The organism is Janthinobacterium sp. NKUCC06_STL, assembly GCF_019345455.1.
In the GTDB taxonomy this organism is placed as follows: Bacteria; Pseudomonadota; Gammaproteobacteria; order Burkholderiales; family Burkholderiaceae_D; genus Janthinobacterium; species Janthinobacterium rivuli.
In genome coordinates, this window is sequence record NZ_JAHKQY010000005.1 from 23,416 (window position 1) to 40,176 (window position 16,761).

Annotated in this window: 15 protein-coding genes; 7 read left to right on the top strand and 8 right to left on the bottom strand. The window is 66.7% G+C overall.

The window, feature by feature from the left end; translation table 11 throughout:
* Positions 1-94: 94 nt before the first annotated feature.
* Positions 95-469 (bottom strand): hypothetical protein, encoded by a 375-nt coding sequence (locus tag KO539_RS17285; protein ID WP_219310713.1) that lies wholly within the window; start codon positions 467-469, stop codon positions 95-97.
* Entirely contained in the window at positions 466-1,410 is a 945-nt protein-coding gene (gene gcvA / locus KO539_RS17290) for a transcriptional regulator GcvA (protein WP_092717770.1), read from the bottom strand. The genes KO539_RS17285 and gcvA overlap by 4 nt, the downstream gene beginning before the upstream one ends.
* 316 nt (positions 1,411-1,726) lie before the next feature.
* On the opposite strand from gcvA, the gene KO539_RS17295 reads away from it, so the two are divergent.
* The 5 genes from KO539_RS17295 (at position 1,727) to KO539_RS17315 (ending at position 6,669) form a co-directional block, all read left to right on the top strand.
* A complete protein-coding gene (locus KO539_RS17295; protein ID WP_058051029.1) occupies positions 1,727-2,626 on the top strand; it encodes a DMT family transporter in 900 nt (299 codons plus the stop codon).
* Between the two features lie 203 nt (positions 2,627-2,829).
* The gene (locus KO539_RS17300) at positions 2,830-3,915 is read left to right on the top strand and encodes a hemin-degrading factor (RefSeq protein WP_219310892.1); all 1,086 of its coding nucleotides are present in this window, start codon (positions 2,830-2,832) and stop codon (positions 3,913-3,915) included.
* Positions 3,903-4,829, top strand: a complete 927-nt coding sequence (locus KO539_RS17305; protein ID WP_219310714.1) for a hemin ABC transporter substrate-binding protein — start codon at positions 3,903-3,905, stop codon at positions 4,827-4,829. The genes KO539_RS17300 and KO539_RS17305 overlap by 13 nt, the downstream gene beginning before the upstream one ends.
* Positions 4,826-5,872, top strand: coding sequence for an iron ABC transporter permease (locus KO539_RS17310; protein ID WP_219310715.1), 1,047 nt, complete (start codon positions 4,826-4,828; stop codon positions 5,870-5,872). Before KO539_RS17305 ends, KO539_RS17310 begins: the two co-directional genes overlap by 4 nt.
* Before the next feature lie 8 nt (positions 5,873-5,880).
* Positions 5,881-6,669: an ATP-binding cassette domain-containing protein gene (locus KO539_RS17315; protein WP_219310716.1), complete on the top strand. Its 789-nt coding sequence runs from the start codon at positions 5,881-5,883 to the stop codon at positions 6,667-6,669.
* Positions 6,670-6,686: 17 nt separating this feature from the next.
* Here the strand turns inward: KO539_RS17315 and KO539_RS17320 are convergent, their stop codons facing one another.
* The 6 genes from KO539_RS17320 to KO539_RS17345 form a co-directional block, all read right to left on the bottom strand.
* On the bottom strand, positions 6,687-7,121 hold the full coding sequence (locus KO539_RS17320) for a hypothetical protein (protein WP_219310717.1): 435 nt from the start codon (positions 7,119-7,121) through the stop codon (positions 6,687-6,689).
* A complete protein-coding gene (locus KO539_RS17325) occupies positions 7,118-8,557 on the bottom strand; it encodes an efflux transporter outer membrane subunit (RefSeq protein ID WP_219310718.1) in 1,440 nt (479 codons plus the stop codon). Before KO539_RS17325 ends, KO539_RS17320 begins: the two co-directional genes overlap by 4 nt.
* Positions 8,554-9,624, bottom strand: coding sequence for an HlyD family secretion protein (locus KO539_RS17330; RefSeq protein ID WP_219310719.1), 1,071 nt, complete (start codon positions 9,622-9,624; stop codon positions 8,554-8,556). The genes KO539_RS17325 and KO539_RS17330 overlap by 4 nt, the downstream gene beginning before the upstream one ends.
* 27 nt (positions 9,625-9,651) lie before the next feature.
* Positions 9,652-11,187 carry an MFS transporter gene (locus tag KO539_RS17335; protein ID WP_374106433.1) on the bottom strand — a complete coding sequence of 512 codons (1,536 nt, stop codon included), beginning with the start codon at positions 11,185-11,187 and terminating at the stop codon, positions 9,652-9,654.
* Between the two features lie 185 nt (positions 11,188-11,372).
* On the bottom strand, positions 11,373-12,308 hold the full coding sequence (locus KO539_RS17340) for a LysR family transcriptional regulator (RefSeq protein ID WP_219310720.1): 936 nt from the start codon (positions 12,306-12,308) through the stop codon (positions 11,373-11,375).
* Between the two features lie 77 nt (positions 12,309-12,385).
* Positions 12,386-13,084: a UPF0149 family protein gene (locus KO539_RS17345; protein WP_035825997.1), complete on the bottom strand. Its 699-nt coding sequence runs from the start codon at positions 13,082-13,084 to the stop codon at positions 12,386-12,388.
* A gap of 103 nt (positions 13,085-13,187) precedes the next feature.
* On the opposite strand from KO539_RS17345, the gene KO539_RS17350 reads away from it, so the two are divergent.
* Both KO539_RS17350 and KO539_RS17355 read left to right on the top strand, forming a co-directional pair.
* Positions 13,188-14,201, top strand: a complete 1,014-nt coding sequence (locus KO539_RS17350; protein WP_219310721.1) for a serine/threonine protein kinase — start codon at positions 13,188-13,190, stop codon at positions 14,199-14,201.
* Between the two features lie 125 nt (positions 14,202-14,326).
* Positions 14,327-16,759: a hypothetical protein gene (locus KO539_RS17355; protein WP_219310722.1), complete on the top strand. Its 2,433-nt coding sequence runs from the start codon at positions 14,327-14,329 to the stop codon at positions 16,757-16,759.
* Positions 16,760-16,761: the final 2 nt, after the last annotated feature.

Sequence of the window (16,761 nt, forward strand, 5' to 3'; positions counted from 1 at the left end):
ACGCGCTGCGCGCTAAGCCGACCTACGTTCTCTGATCTGTTGCTCCGGCTGGTTTGGTGGTGTTGTCGGGTTACACGCTGCGCGCTAACCCGACCTACGGGGCATTACCTCCGCTGGCGTAAGCCGACGCATCCACCGGCTCGACATCAAGGGCGGACCATACGCCTTCTTCATCCCGCCATTCCAGCGCAAACGGTCCCGTTTGCCGCAAGTCCGTGATCCAGCGCACGTCGTCAGGCTGGCGGAAATACGTCAGGCACTGCCCGAAATGCTGGCCCAGCCGGCACAGCACCAATCCCTCGCCCGCCACGGCGCACCATTGCTCGTTGGCATCGATCAAGGCCACGGCAGGATCGCCATAGAACTCGCCCACGCTGGCTTGCCGGCCATCGGCCGCCGTCACCATGGCCTGTTCATATTCATGTTGGACACTATATTCGGCGCTGCGCGCCAATTCCTGCTGAGTCATGCGGTCTCCACTGTTGGCCAGACGGTTTCCTGGTCGGCGCGCGCCTCGGCGATCAGCCATTCGCAGAATGCGTGAACGAGGGGCCGCGTTTCCGCCTGGGGCGAGCGCAGCAGATAATAGCAGTGGGGGCCGCGCACGGCATGTTCGAACACGCGCACCAGGCGGCCCGAGCGTAAATCGTCGCCGATCAGGGGGCTGGCGGCAATGGCCACGCCCTGGCCGCTGGCGGCCGCGTCCAGGCACAGATAGGTGTGTGAAAAGCGCGCGCCGCTGTTGCCGCTATTGCCGCTGTAATGCACGCCGCAGCTGTGCAGCCAGCGCGTCCAGTCGATTTCGCCGGGCAGGTGCACTTCCGGCTCGTCGTGCAGCAGCGGATAGCGCAGCAGATCGGCGGGCTGGCGCAGGCTGGCCGCGTTGGCGCGAAAGCCTGGGCTGCAGACGGCGGAAAACCATTCTTCCATCAATAAATCCACTTTCAGGCCCGGATAGCGGCCCGGTCCCAGGCGAATGGCCACGTCGACGCCGTCGCGCGCCAGGTCGACCGGATGCATCGAGGCCAGCACACGCAGTTCGATCTGCGGATAGCGGTCGCGCAGGCGGCCCAGGCGCGGCATCAGCCAGCGCGAGACGAGCGAGCTGGTGGCCGTCACCGTCACCACCTTGTCGTCGCCCTGGCGCCGTGCCTGCTCGGACACGTCGGCCAGCTGGTTGAGGATCGGCCCCAGCGAGGCCGCATAGCGCTGCCCTGCATTGGTGAGCACCACGCCGCGCGGCAGGCGCTGGAACAGCACGATGCCGAGCCACGCTTCCAGCTGCTTTACATGGTGGCCGATGGCGCCGGCCGACACGTGCAATTCTTCGCCCGCGCGCTGGAAGCCTTCATGGCGGGCGGCCGCCTCGAAGGCGTGCAGGGCGGCGAGTGGGGGCAAGGGACGTGACATGGCACTCTCAAGAGAATTGAGCCTCAGTAATATTCGGCCTATCCGTGAAGAATATTGGTTTGTTTCATTTTGCGCAAGCGAATATGATGCCGTCACTGCGTGAAGTGACCCGCAATAGGATTCACGCATGTATTTCACGTACGCATCACCTTCCAGCCTTGCTTGGCATTAATATTTACAACGCCTGGGAAAACCGTCGCGAGCGGCAGTGATTTGTGGCCGAGAAGCGCAACCGTACTTCAGTACGGTGAGCATCGCCGGCCGCAAAGCGCGACGCGCAGCAGGTTTACCCTGGCGTACTCAAAGAGGTTTAGTCATGTCTGATCGCCGCGCTGTTGCGCTGGTGTTGCTGTCGGCCGCCGGTTTCGGCAGTTCCGCAGTGTTTGCCAAGGCGGCATATGCGTCCGGGGTCAACCCGTCGACCATGCTGGCCTTGCGTTTCGTCATCGCCGCCATGCTCTTGCTGCCGCTCGTGTGGCTGGGTGGCTGGCGCTTGCCGCGCGGCCGCCTGCTGGCCGGCTACATGCTGATGGGCCTGATGTACACGGCCCAGTCGCAAGGCTATTTCAATGCCCTGATGTATGCCAGCAGCGGCCTGTGCGGCATGTTGCTGTATGTGTATCCCGTGCTGGTCACCATCCTCGCGCTTGCCTTGGGCTGGGAAAAGCTGGACCGCCGCATGCTCGTGCTGATGGCGCTGGCCATTGCCGGCATGGCCATCACCCTGGGCGGCAAGCTGCAGGGCCAGCCCATCGGCATCGCGCTGGCATTGATGGCCGCCGGGGTGTATGCCGTGTACATCCTGTTTGGCAACAGCCTGTCGAAAAGCCGCGAGAATATTCACCCATTGGCCGCTTGCGTGGTGATCCTGGGCACGGCCGGCCTGTCGAACAGCGCGATTGCCTTGTGGCAAGGCGTGTCCTTGCCGGGCACGGCAACGGGCTGGCTGGCCGTCAGCGCCATCGCCCTGTTCTCGACGGCCATCGCGATAGCCGCCTTCTTTGCCGGCGTGGCGCAAATTGGCGCGGCGAAGGCGTCCATCATTTCCACGTTTGAACCCGTCATCACGATGGCGTTCGGCGTGACCTTGCTGAAGGAATCCGTGAGCGGCACGCAATTGCTGGGCGGCGCCATGGTGCTGGCCGCCGTCGTCTTGCTGGCGCAGCGTCCCACTGCCAAGCCGGTCTCCATGCCGGCTGTGCAAGCGAGCGCCTGAACTTTTTTTCCCGAACTGATCGGTTGTATTGATCGGTCTCCTTTGCGCCGCGACGGGTTTCCTGTCGCGGCGCTTTTTTTGGGCCGCGCACAAATAACTCTTGATTGCGAATGATTCTCATTTATAATTGATTTCAAGATTCCCTACCACCAGCCAGCCCATGCCAGCCAGTGTTCGCCTTGAAAGGAGACACCGTGACGAGCATGCCCCCTATTTGTAACACCGAGCTGGTCGCCAGCGAATTTGCCCGCCTGCGCCGCGAAAAGAAAGCCCGCCACCGCGACATCGCCGAGGAACTGGCCATTTCCGAAGGCGAGCTGATCGCCGCGCATGCGGGCTTGTCGCTGGCCGATGGCGCCTTGCTGGGCGCTGAGCGCCTGCAGGCCGACTGGCCCGCCATCGTCCAGGCGCTGGAGCCGCTGGGCGAAGTCATGGCGCTGACGCGCAACGCTTCGTGCGTGCATGAAAAGACGGGTGTCTATCGAAAAGCTAGTCACACCAACCACGTGGGCCTGGTGCTCGGCGGCGACATCGACTTGCGCGTGTTTTACCGCCAGTGGGCGCATGGCTTTGCCGTGCGCGAGATGGGAGAAAAGGAAGTGCAGCGCAGCCTGCAATTTTTCGACGCGGCCGGCCACGCCGTGCACAAGATTTTTCTCAAGCCGCAAAGCGACGTGGCCGCCTATGACGCGCTGGTAACGCGCTTCGCTGACGCGGACCAGGCGGCCGGCATCGCCGTGACGGCGCCGGCGACGCCGCCGGCCGAATTGCCCGACGCGCAGATCGACGTGGCCGGCTTTCGCGCCGCCTGGGCCGACTTGCGCGACACGCATGAATTTTTCACTTTGCTGAAAAAATATTCGGTCTCGCGCCTGCAGGGCCTGCGCCTGGCCGAGCCGCGCTTCGTGCAGCAGATCGACAAATCCTGCGTGCTCGACCTGCTCAATAACGCCGCCCTCGAAAAGGTGGCCATCATGGCCTTCGTCGGCAATGCCGGCATGATCCAGATCCATTCGGGACCCGTGCACAAGATCGCCGTGATGGGGCCGTGGATCAATGTCCTCGACACGCGCTTCAACCTGCATTTGCGCGAAGACCATATCGCCAGCGCCTGGGTGGTGAAAAAGCCGACCGTCGATGGCCTGGTGACGTCGGTGGAACTGTTCGACGCCAAGGGCGACACCATCGTCATGTTCTTCGGCGAACGCAAGCCGGGCGTGCATGAACTGTGCGAATGGCGCAACGTCGTCGAGCGCGTGCTGCAGGAGGGCGAACTATGCGCCGCATGATCGCCGCCAGCGTGGCGCGCCGCATCGCGCTGAAAAAAATGGGGGCGGGTGCGCTGGCGCTGGCCGCGCCGATGCAGGTGCTGGCGGCCGTGTCCGACGCGGCCAAGCCGGTGATCAAGGCGCGGCGCATCGTCAGCGTCGGCGGCGCCCTGACGGAAATCGTCTATGCGCTTGAAGCGCAGGGCGAACTGGTGGGCGTCGATACGACCTCGCTGTATCCGGCCGTGGCGCAACAGCTGCCGCAGGTCGGTTATGCGCGCACCCTGTCGGCCGAGGGCGTGCTGTCGCTGGCGCCCACGCAGCTGATCGCCACCGAGGAAGCGGGGCCGCAAGCGGTGCTGCGCCAGGTACGCGACGCGGGCGTGCCGGTGGCGGTGCTGAACGCAAATAACCAGTTCGAAGGTTTGATTGAACGGGTCAAACAGGTGGGCCAGATCACGGGCCGTGCCGACCCCGCCGCGCGCCTGGCGCAAGCCTTGCAGCAGCAGTGGGACGGCGCCTTGGGCAAGGTGCGCCAGCGCCAGCATGCACCCGTGCGCGTGCTGTTCATCCTCGCCCATGCGCCCAACCAGGTGATGGTGGGCGGGCGCGAGACGGGCGCGGACGCCATGCTGGCGTATGCGGGCGCCGTCAACGTGATGGGCGGGCAGGGTGGATTCGCCGGCTACAAGCCGCTCACGCCCGAAGCCGTGATCGCCGCGCGGCCCGACATCGTACTGGTCACGGACCAGGGCTTGAAGGCCTCGGGCGGCGTGGACGGCATCTTGAAACTGCCAGGGCTGGCGCAGACGCCGGCCGGGCGCAAGCACCGCATCGTGTCGCTGGAAGCCATGCTGCTGTTGGGCTTTGGTCCGCGCATGCCGCAGGCGCTGATGGAGCTCGACGCCGCCTTCGCGAAAGCCATGGCTGCATGAACGTGCGCGCGATGACGCCGGCAGTATCCTGGCCACGCTGGGGTGCTGGCGGGATGCTGGCTGTGGCGTTGTTTGCCGGTCTGCTCATCGCCGTGCAGGCGGGCGCCGTGCCCGTGACCCTGGCCGACTGGCTGGCGCCGTTTCAAGCGGGCGACGAGGCATTGTCCGGCGGCGCGTATGTGCTGTGGCATATCCGTTTGCCGCGCGCCCTGTTCGCCATCCTGATCGGCGCCGCGCTGGCGCTGGCCGGCGGCCTGACGCAAGGGCTGTTTCGCAATCCGCTGGCCGATCCGGGGCTGCTGGGCGTGAGCAGCGGCGCCGCCTGCGCGGGCGCGGCCACCATCGTCTTCGCCGCCAGCCTGCACGTGGCGCCCGAGCTGCGCGTGTGGCTGCTGCCGGGGGCCGCGTTTGGCGGCGCCATGCTCATTTGCGTGCTGCTCGACCGGGTCGCCCGTTGGGCCACCCCCGGTTCCATCGTCGGCCTGCTGTTGACGGGCGTGGCGCTGAACGCCATCACGGTGGCCGTCATGGGCCTGTGCATCTACCTGGCCAGCGACGACCAGCTGCGCACCCTGACTTTCTGGACCCTCGGTTCGCTGTCGGCCGGCAGCTGGCGCCAGGTGGCGGCTTTGCTGCTGGTGCCGGCCGGCGCGCTGTGGGCCACGCGCTTCCTGATGCGCTCATTGAACGCGCTGGCGCTGGGCGAGGCGCAGGCCCTGCACGTGGGTATCGACGTGGGCCGGCTGCGCACGCAGGTCATCGTGCTGGTGGCCGTGCTGACGGGCTTTGCCGTCGCCTGGTGCGGCGGCATCGGTTTTATTGGCCTGATCGCGCCGCACCTGGTGCGCACCTGGCTGGGCGCCGACCAGCGCCGTGTGCTACCGCTGTCCATGCTGGCCGGCGGCTTGTTGCTGCTGTTGGCCGACACCCTGGCGCGCACGGTCGCCATTCCCGCGGAAGTCCCCGTCGGTATTTTCACGGCCTTGCTGGGCGGGCCATTTTTCCTGATGCTGTTGCGGCGCTTCCGCCACGGCACCGCCTAGAGGTGAACATGACGCCCCTGCTGGAACTCTCCTTCGCCACCACCCAACTGGGCCAGCAGTATTTCGGCCCCTTCAATGTGCGGGTGGCGCCCGGCGAGCGTATCGCCATCCTCGGCCCCAGCGGTGCCGGCAAGTCGACCCTGATGAAACTGATGGCGCGCGAACTGCAGCCGCAGGCGGGCCAGGTGGCGTTCGCCGGCCGTCCCCTGGCGCAGTGGCCGCTGGCCGACCTGGCGCGGTGCCGCGCCGTGCTGCCGCAAGGTTCGCACGTGGCCTTCGGACTGCAGTGCGAACTGGTGATCGGCCTGGGAAGAGTGGCGCGCCTGGTCGACCCTCAGCTGGAGCGCATCGTGCAGGACGCCGCCGCCCTGGCGCACGCCGCCCATTTGCTGGGCCGGCGCCTGGACACCCTGTCCGGCGGCGAGCAGGCCAGGGTGCAGCTGGCGCGTATCTTCGCGCAGATGTGGGATGTGCGCGATGGCTTGATACTCGTCGACGAACCGCTGGCGGCGCTCGATCCCGGCCTGCAGTTCGATCTGCTCGACAGCCTGCAGCAGTTCTGCGCCGCGCGCGGCCACGCCGTCATCGCCATCCTGCACGACATCAATCACGCCTTGCTGGGCTTCGAGCGCCTGCTGCTGGTGCGTTCGGGCCAGCTGACGGCTGACATTCCCGCCAACGCCGACGCCGTACCGGTGCTGGCCGCGCTGTACGGCATCGCCCTGACGACGGCCACCAGCAGCGATGGCCACGTGTGCGTCATCCCTGCCAGGAGCGCTGTGCGCAGGGCCGCCTGACTCGCTTGTTCCCTCGCTCACCAGACGTCCACCGCGCGCGGCCGCGCCATCTGGCCGCTGGCCAGCAGCCACACCATCAGGGCCTCGGCCTGTTCGCGCGTGGCCGCCACTTCCTGCAGGATGCCGAAGGCTTTCATGGCGCCGGCCGCCATCGCCTGCAGGCGCGCGCGCCGTTCCGCATCCGCCTCGATGGACACGAGGCCCCGGCAAAGGGTGGCCAGCGCCACCTTGTTATGCTTGAGCCACAGGCCGCGCCGCTTGCGGTCGACGTGCGCTTCGTCGCCACGCTCCTCTTCGAACAGCATGACGAACGGTTCGCCATGACGCAGCAAGGCGTCCATGTCGTTTTCCCATAGCGGGGCATAGCCGGTGACGGCCGTTTCAGGGCGAAAGCGCACGATGGGAAAGTCGCTGACGTCGTGGATGGAAAAATGTGCTGGATTCGGTTTCATGGCGTGCTTTCTTGCGAGGTGCTTGAAAAGGCTTGCCAGCCGCCGCCCAGCGCCTTGTAGACCTGGACCAGCGACAGCGACGCGGTGGCGCGGCTGTCGACCAGCGCCGCTTCGTTGTTCAATAAAGTGTTTTGCACGTGCAGCACATTGATCAGGTCCGTGCCGCCCTGGCGGTATTGCAGCTCCGCGCTGCCCAGCGCGCGCCGTCCCTGCTTGACGGCTTCATCGAGGCTGGCCTGGCGGCGGGCGTTGGCCTGGTAGCCAGACAGCGCGTCTTCCACTTCGTGCCAGGCGGCCAGCACGGTCTGGCGGTAGGCGATGGCCGCTTCCTGTTGCTGCGCCTCGCGCAATTGCAGATTGCCGCGCAGGCGGCCGCCATCGAACAGGGGCACGCTGAAGCCGGGACCGAAGGCAAAGCGTTTGGCGTCCCAGCCGATGTCGGACAGCTGCATCGCTTGCAGGCCGATGCTGCCCGAGAGCGTGATGCGCGGATAAAAATCGCCTTGCGCCACGCCGATGGCGGCCGTGGCCGCGTGCAGCTGCGCTTCGGCACGGCGGATGTCGGGCCGCCGCTCGGCCAGGCTGCTGGGTACGCCCAGCTGCACCTGCATGGCCACAACAGGGATCTCCTTGCTGGCCGCCAGTTCCGCCCGCAGCGACTGCGGCGGCAGCGCCAGCAACAGGGCGAGGGCATTGCCGAGGCGCGCTTCGCGCTGCTGCAGCGGCGGCAAACGCGCTTCGATGGTGGCCACGTGGGCTGCCGCCTCGGCTTCGTCGAGCTGTGTCGCCGCGCCTTCGCGCAGGCGGATGCGGGTCAGGTTCAAGGTATGGCGGGCGATATCGAGCAACTGCTGCGTGATGGCCAGGGTCTGCTGCGCGCCACGCAGCTCGATGTAGTCGCGCGCCGTCTCGGCCAGCACGGCCAGCAGCACGCCGCGCTGCGTTTCCTGGGCCGCGTCGACGCGCGCGTCAGCCGCCTCCACTTCGCGCCGTACGCGGCCCCACAGATCCAGCTCCCAGGCCGCATCGAGATTGCCTTGCCACAGGCTGTAGGCGGCCTGGCCGTTGTTGCGCGACGGGTCGCTCAAGCCCTGCTCGCTGTTGCGCGCGCGGCCATAGCTGCCATTCGCGCCCAGCGACGGGCTTTGCGCGGCGCCGGCCACGCCCCGTGCGGCACGGCTCTGTTCCAGCCGGCTGGCGGCCGCCAGCACGTCGAGGTTGGCGCCGGCGGCGCGCTGCAGCAGGGACGACAAAGTCGCGTCGCCAAAGCTGTCCCACCAGCGCTGCTCGATGACGCCTTCCTGGCTTGCGGCGAACCGGGCATCCTGCGCCTGGCGCCATTGCTGTCCCAGATCATGGTGCGGGCGCTGGAAGTCGCTGCCGACGCTGCCGCAGCCGGCCAGGCCCACGGCCGTAAAGAGTATCAGTGCTTTCATCGCACGCTCACCTGTTGCAGCTGTTGACGGCGCGCGGCCGTATCGATGCGCACTTCGGCCGACATGCCCACGCGCAGGCGACGTTCGCCATCCTGGCCCGGATCGAGCGCGATCCGCACAGGGATGCGCTGCACCACCTTGGTGAAGTTGCCGGTGGCGTTTTCCGGCGCGATGGCGGCAAACGTCACGCCCGTGGCGGGCGCGATACTGTGCACGGTGCCGTGCAGGAGCACGCCCGGATAGGCGTCGACGGCGATGCTGGCGCGCTGGCCCTGGCGCACGTGGGTCAGCTGGGTTTCCTGCAGGTTGGCGACGACAAAGCTGCGGTTCAGGGGCACCACGGCCATCAGGCCGGCGCCGGGAGCCACCAGGGCGCCGACGCGCACGATGCGGCGTCCGACGATGCCGTCGATGGGGGCGCGCAGCTGTGTATGCGACAGATCCAGTTCGGCCCGTTGCAGGCTGGCGCTGGCGCGCAGCAAGGCCGCTTCGGCCGCGCCTTGCTGCGCTTGCAAAATTTCCGTCTGCTTGCGCGTGGAAACGAGGGCGGCGCGGTTTTGCGCCAGGCGCGCGCGGCTCACGTCGAAGCGCGATTGCGCCTGCTGCGCATTCTGCACGCTGCCCGCGCCCTGGCCGGCCAGGTGCGTTGAGCGGGCCAGTTCCTGCTGCGCCAGTTTGTCTTCCGCCTGGTTGGCGTCGACCAGGGTGCTGGCTTGCTCGATCACCGATTGCTGGCGCTGCACCGTGGCGCGGGCAGTGGCCAGCTGCGCCTCGGCGCCGGCCACTTCGGCGCGGGCAGAGGCGGCGGCGGCCTGGTAGTCGCGGTCGTCGATGCGCGCCAGCAGCTGACCCGCCTTGACAGCCTGGTTGTCTTCCACCAGCACTTCCCGCACGATGCCGCCCACCTCGGGGGAAAGCACGGTGTAGTCGGCGCTGACGAAGGCGTCGTCGGTGCTCTGTTCGTCGGCACGGGAAAACAGCAGTTGCCAGGCGGAAAAGGCGAGGGCGCAGGCCAGCAGGGCCAGGCCGAGAAGAAATGCGCGCGAGCGCAGTATGGGTTTTTGCATGGTGAAGCTCTTTCGTAACAATAGAAATCAGGCGGCGCGCGGTGGATAGACGCGCGTCGGCAGGATGGGAATGATCACCATCATGGCCAGCGCGATGGCGGCCACGGTGAGGTACAGGTCGGACGAGGTCAGGGTGACGACTTGCGCATGCATGCGCGCACTCAGGCCAGCCCCCAGCCCTGGCATGTCCATGGCGCCCGGCAGGTTGCCCAGGCGTTCGCTGAGCACCGTCGAATGAAAATGGTTGCGGCGCGTGATCAGCGCATCGAGCACGCCGGTGGCGACGACGGCCGACATGCCCTTGATGGTGTTGAACCAGGCCGAGGCGAACGGGCCATCCTGCGGCGCCAGGCCCGTGGTGGCCAGCAGCAGCAAGGGAATCACGGCCATCGGTTGCGCAAAGATCTGCACCGCTTGCAGCAGGTAGAAGTGCGTGCGGATCCAGTCCGGCGACATGCGCGCGCCGAGCACGCACGACAGGGCCAGCATGCCCAGGCCGATGGCCAGCACCCAGCGGCAGTCGACAGCGCGCAGATTGCACAGGGCGGCCACCAGCGGCAGCGCGATCAGCTGCGGCAGCGCCACCATCAGCATCACGGGCGCCGTTTGCAGCGGGCGGTAGGCGTGCACCTGCGCCAGGTAGGATGAGGGAATCAGGATCACGGCCAGCAGCACGAACAGCACGCCGCCCAGGGTCAGCAGGGCGTGGCTGAGGTTACGCCGCGACAGCAGCTGCAGCTTGAAGAATGGCAGCGGATGCGACCACTCGTTGATAAAGAACAGCACCAGCAGCACGGCGCCGCCGCCCAGCAGCACGCAGATCAGGGGCGAATGGAACCAGTTCAGGCGCTCGCCCTGCAGCATGCCCACCACCAGCATGCTGATGGCGGGCAGGCCAAGCAGCAGGCCGCGCCAGTCGAACTGGCGGAAGCGTTCGAGGCGCAGCGGGTCTTGCGGCAAGCCCCAGGACACCATCAGCAAGGCGACGATGCTGCCCGGGACGACTTGCCAGAAGGCCCATTGCCAGCCCAGGTATTCGGTCCAGAAGGCGGCCAGCGGCGTGCCCAGGCTGGGGCCGAAAGTGGCGCTCAGCGCATAGCCGCCCAGGCCATACAGCTTGATGTTCGGCGGCAGGAAGCGCAGCGCCACCGTCATCAGCATGGGCGGCAGGGCGCCGCCGGCCGCGCCCTGCACCACGCGCAGGATCATCAGCACGGACAGGTTCGGCGCGAACGGGCATAGCAGGCCGGCGGCCATGCAGACGATGATGGCGGCGGCCGTCAGGCGGCGCAGCGAAAAGGTGACGGAGCACCACGGCGCGAACGCCATGGCCGACACCGAGGCGGCCGCATACAGGGCCACGAGCCAGCTGGCGTCGTCGCGCGCGATGCCCATGGCGCCGCGGATGTCGGCCAGCGCGATCTTGGTGATGTTTTCATTCAGGCCGGACACCAGCACGGCCAGCAGCACGCCGGCCAGGCCCGTGGCCAGGCGCAGGCCGAAAGCAGGTGGGACGGGAGGCGCGGCCGCAGGGGCGGCGCCAGGAAGCGGTACAGCAGACACAGGGAACTCCGTGGATGAGGATCAGTCCACGCAGTATAGGTAGCCGTTAATCTTGTGAAAATTGATAATTAAGGAAGTTTGAATTGCGTCTGGCGCAATGATGGGTGGGGTCGGACCCTGTGGGCCTGACCCCGGTCTTTATCGTTGGGTTTGGCGTCTGGCGTGTGAGTTCAGATCAACCCCAATCAAATGCCGGGGTCAGACCCGCAAGGGTCTGACCCCATGCACAAGCCCTTGATCATGCGGCGCAGCCAGCGGTGCGCATGGTCGTGGTCGAGGCGCGGGTGCCAGGCCTGGAACACTTCCACGCTGTCGACGGGAATCGGCAGTTCGAAGGTGCGCAGCTTCAGGCCCAGGCGCTCGACGATAGCCAGCAGCGGCGTGGGCATCAGCGGCAGCAGCAGGCGCGAATCGGCCACGGCGAAGATGGCGGACTGGAAGTTGGGGCTGATCAGCGAAACCCTGCGCGTGTAGCCACGCTCGGCCAGGGCAGTGTCGAACGGGCCGCGCGCCAGGCCGCGCCGCGAGACGCTGATATGTTCGTACTCGGTAAAGCTGTCCAGGTTGATGGGGCCGTCGAAGATCGGATGATCGCTGCGGGCGATGCCGACAAAGCCGCTGCTAAACAGCTGCTGCAGCTTGATGTCTGGCGCAAAGGCGCGCCGCGCGCTGATGTACAGGTCGACGCGGCCCGCGTGCAGGGCGTCGTTTTCCGTGGCGCCGTCGCCTTCGGGCACGAAGCGCAGCACCGTGTGCGGCGCGTGCACGGCCAGCAGGTCGCGCAGCTTGCCGCCGTAGGCGCCGACAAACACGTCGTTGGCGCACAGGCTGAAGGTGCGTTCCAAGGTGCGCAAGTCGATTTCACGGCCCGACGTGAAGATGGCGTGCGCCTGCTCCACCACGCCGCGCACCTGCTCGCGCAATTCCAGCGCGCGCGGGGTGGGCGCCAGGCCGCGCCCGGAGCGCACGAAGACGGGGTCGCCGATGGCGTCGCGGATGCGCGCCAGGGTGCGGCTCATGGCCGGCGCACTCAAATTCATGCGCCGCGCGGCGGCCACGGCGCTGCCTTCCTCGAGCAGGATGTCGAGGGCGACGAGCAGGTTCAGGTCGGGGAGTTTCATGCGCCGATTATAGCCCGGAGGCCAGCGTCAGCGCTGCGCCGGCAGGACGCCGGCGCAACAGGGATGCTACTGTGTGATTACTCTGCTGCCGGCTCGGCGCCGCAGCATTTCTTGAACTTCTTGCCGCTGCCGCAAGGGCAGTCGTCGTTGCGGCCCACTTTCGGCTCTTCGCGTTTCATGGTTTGCACCGGTGCCTTGCGGCGCGGTACCCAGAAACGGTGGATGGCCGGCAGGTTCGCTTCCAGTTCCTGCGCCAGCTTGTGCGCCTTGACCGGGTCTTCCACCAGTTTCAGTTCTTCTTCCTTGATTTCGTCGGCACCCAGCAGGTAGATCGGCTGCATCAGTTCGGCCACTTCGGAATCCCAGATCTCGTTCCACGAGCCAGGACGCAGTTCCATGCCGTCCCAGAAGCCCCAGCACCACGCTTCGGCGTCGATCAGGGTCTGGCCTTCATAGTCGTGCTCGACGAACAGCGCTTCGAACTCTTTCGGCGCCACTTCAAACGTCACCAGCACTTCGTTCATGAAGCGCATGATCAGGTTGACGATGCGCTCTTCTTCCTTGCTGTTCTTGAATTTTGGCGCATCTTCGGCGTTTTCGCCCCACACGCGCGGCAACCATTCGGCCGGCATGATCGGTTCCGGGCCGATGGCGACGGCCGTCAGATAGCCGTGCAGCATATCCATGGTCATCGCGTCCTCGGAGCAGCGCTCCGACAACAGGAATTGGTCTAATTCGTCGAATTCTTTTTCTGATAATGGCTGTTCGAGTTGCATGGCTTGCTCTTTGATTGAATGTAAGGCGCCAGTATACGCCTTGCTGCGGCTTGCCGCCGAAGTGTTTGCACCGGCGGCCCGCGCGCGCCTTACAATGTCGCTTATGCACAATGAAAACCAGCCGCACGAGGACGACCGGCCCGTCCACCCCTTTTCCGCCCTGAGCCCAGATTGCGTGCTCGACGCCCTCGACAGCGTGGGGCTGCGCGGCGATGGCCGTCTGCTGGCCCTGAACAGCTATGAAAACCGCGTCTACCAGGTCGGCATTGAAGACAGCGCGCCGCTGGTGGCCAAGTTTTACCGCCCCGCGCGCTGGACCGATACGGCCATCCTGGAAGAGCACGCGTTCGTGTCCGAGCTGGTCGAGCGCGAAATCCAGGTGGTGCCGGCGCTGTCCATCAACGGCAGCACCCTGCACCAGTACCAGGGCTTCCGCTTTGCCGTCTTCCCCCGCCACGGCGGCCGCGCGCCCGAGCTGGACGACCCGGCCACGCTGGAATGGATAGGGCGCTTCATCGGCCGCATCCACGCCGTCGGCGCGCTGTCGACCTACAAGGAGCGGCCGGCGCTCGACCATCAGACGTTCGGCGTCGAGCCGCGCGAGTTTCTATTGGAAGGCAATTTCCTGCCGCCTGAACTGCTGGCCGCGTATTCCAGCGTGGCGCAGCAGGCGCTCGACGGCGTCAAGCGCTGCTATGACCGCGCGGGCGACGTGGCCATGTTGCGCACGCACGGCGATTGCCATGGCGGCAACGTGCTGTGGACGGACGCCGGCCCCCATTTCGTCGATTTCGACGATAGCCGCATGGGACCGGCCATCCAGGACCTGTGGATGATGCTGTCGGGCGAGCGCAGCGACCAGGTTCGCCAGATGAGCGACATCCTGGCCGGCTACGAGGACTTTTGCGATTTCGACCCGCGCCAGCTCTACCTGGTCGAAGCGCTGCGCACCCTGCGCCTGATCCATTATTCGGCCTGGCTGGCGCGCCGCTGGGACGATCCCGCCTTCCCCGTCGCCTTCCCGTGGTTCAACACGCAGCGCTACTGGCAGGACCGCATCCTGGAATTGCGCGAGCAGGTGGCGTTGATGGATGAAGCGCCGCTCTGGCCTATTTGATCTAAACGCCCGAAAAGGGCGGTAAAAGGTGCTCTTCTTGCCGCGCTGATTTGTGCATGCTTGTTCGATAATGGTGGTAATAAATTCCTAGAAGCAACGGAATTCACCCGAACAAGCGAGAAATCATGCAAGCACAGCAAAATCAGCGCCAGGCCGCCTCCCTTACCGTCGCGTATTGCGCCGACGACGAGTTCGACCAGGACAGCATGGTCTCGCTGCATGATTTCAAAGACCTGGAAAGCAAGGCGGAAGCGCCGGCCCCGGTCGCCATCGCCACACCCCAGCCGCAAGCCGAGCCGGCAGCCGAAGCCGATGCCAAGGCGCCCGCCGCGGAACGCCAGAAAATGGAATTGAAAGCCATCCACGAAGCGATTGCCCGCGTGGAAGCGGAAGCGAAGGCCACCTGCGCCGCCGAAAGCCGCGCGCTGGCCGAAGCGCGCGTGCGCTCGCTGGCCGAGGACCGCGCCGCCATCGACGCGGCCGCCGCCGCCGCCGCACAGCAAAATGCGCAGGCCGCCGAAGAAGCGATTGCCGCCAACCGCGAACGACTCGACACCATGCGCGCCGCCGCGCAAGCCAGCGTGGCCCGCCTGGAAGCAGTCAAGCAGGAGACGGCCGAACTGCGCGCACGCGTGGAATCCGACAATGAAATCCGCCTGGCCGCCGAACAGCGTTCGCGCGCCGAGCAGGAAAGCCGCTTGCGCGCCAGCGAGCAAGTGGCCGTGCAGTCGGAACTGGCCGAACAAGCCGCCCGCGCCGCCGAGGAATTGCAGGTGCAGACGGAGCAGGCGCGCCTGCAAGCCGTCGAGCGCGTCGCCGCCGTGCAGGCGGCCAAGGAAGAAATGGTGGGCATCGCCTCGGCCGACGCCAGAGTCGCCGTGCTGGCGCGCGAACGCGAGCGCCATGCCCACGGTGCGCGCCAGACGGCGCAGATGCTGGCCGAAGCGGAAAGCGAAGCGCTGGACTTGACGGTGCAGCGCGAGCGCGCCGACCAGATCGCGCTGGAATCGGCGTTTAATCGCGCCGCCGCCGAAGTGCGCGCCCTGGAAGAAGCGCGCGCGCTGGCGCATCTGGAACAGGAACGCGAAGCCATCGCGCTGGCGCAGGCGGAATCGGAACGCCATGCGGCGCAATCGCTGCGTTTGCGCCTGCAGACGGAAAAGGAATTGCGCGATGCGGCCATCCACCGCGAGCGCCTGGAAATGGTCGCCGTAGCCAGTGCGCAAGCGCGCCGCGATGCCGACGTGCGCATCCTTGCCGCCACCGAAGCGCGCATCGAGGTAGACCGCCAGCTGCGCGCCGTAGCGCTGGCCCGCGTGACGGCCGAACAGGATGCGGAAATCGCCGGCCACGCCAAGCTGGAAGCGGAAACGGCCGCACTCGAACAGACCAAGGCACGCGAAGCGGCCGAACAGGCAGCCGCCGTGGCGGCAGCCCGCGAACTGGAAGAGCAGCAGCGCGCCGCCAGCCTGGCGCACGAGCGCGCCGAGCTGGCGCGCCAGGCGGCGGAACTGGCCGCCAGCCAGAACGCAGCCGAGCAGGCCGAAGTCGATGCCGACAAGGCGACCTTGGCCGCGCAAGAACAGGCATCGCAACTGGCGCAGGAAAAAGCCCGTCAGGCAGAGCAGCTGCTGCAGGCGGAGCAGGAGCGCCTGGTCGCCGAACAAGCCGCCATCGCCGCCCTGAAAGAAAAACTGGAAGCGGAAGCGCTGGCGTGCAACGCGGCGCAGGAACGCATCGCCGCCGAAGGCGCGCAAGCGGAACTGCTGCGCGGCCAGCACGCGGCCGAACAGGCTTTGCGGGAAGCGGCGCAAAAGGAAGCGGACGCCATCCGCATCCTGATGGACCAGGCCCTGGTCGAAGGTGAAAAAAAGGCCGCTGCCGCGCAAGCCGTGCAGGCGCAGGCGCGCCTGGCCGTGGAACTGGGACAAGTGCATAGCGAGCGCGCCCGCGTGGAAGAAGACAAGGCGCAAGCGGCCGATGCGCTGCTGGCGTCCGAGCGCGATTTCGTCGCGGCCGAACGCGAGTCGCTGGCCCTGATTGCGCAAAAGCTGGTGCAGCAGCGCCAGACCAGCAGCGCCGAAGAACGCGCCTCGCAAGCCATCGCCGGCCGCCTGGAAGCGGAAAAGCAGGCGACGGCGGCAGCAGAAACGCGCGCCGCCATGGAACAGCAGGCACTCGACGCCATGCGCCAGCGCGAGCAGCTGGAGCTGGCCGCGCAGCGGGCCGCCAGCGAAAAGCTCGACGCGCAGCAAGCCTTGCTGGCCAGCGCCCAGGCCCATGCCGCCCTGCAGCGCAAGGCAGCCGAGACGACGCGCGCGATGGCCGAGGCCAAGCAGCAATTGCTGGAGATGGAAACGGCGCGCGCGCAGCAGCAAGAGCGTGAACTGGCCGCCCTGCGCGCCAGCCTGGAGCAACCGCAAACCGTCTTTTCCAACTCCCTGACCGCCGCCCGCGCGAAAGCCGAACAAGTCAGTTCGGCCAGTTTGACGCGCGAAGTGATCGAGAGATTGACGCAGCCGAATGAGTCAGCCGGCGCCGTATGGCGTTCGCGCTGAGA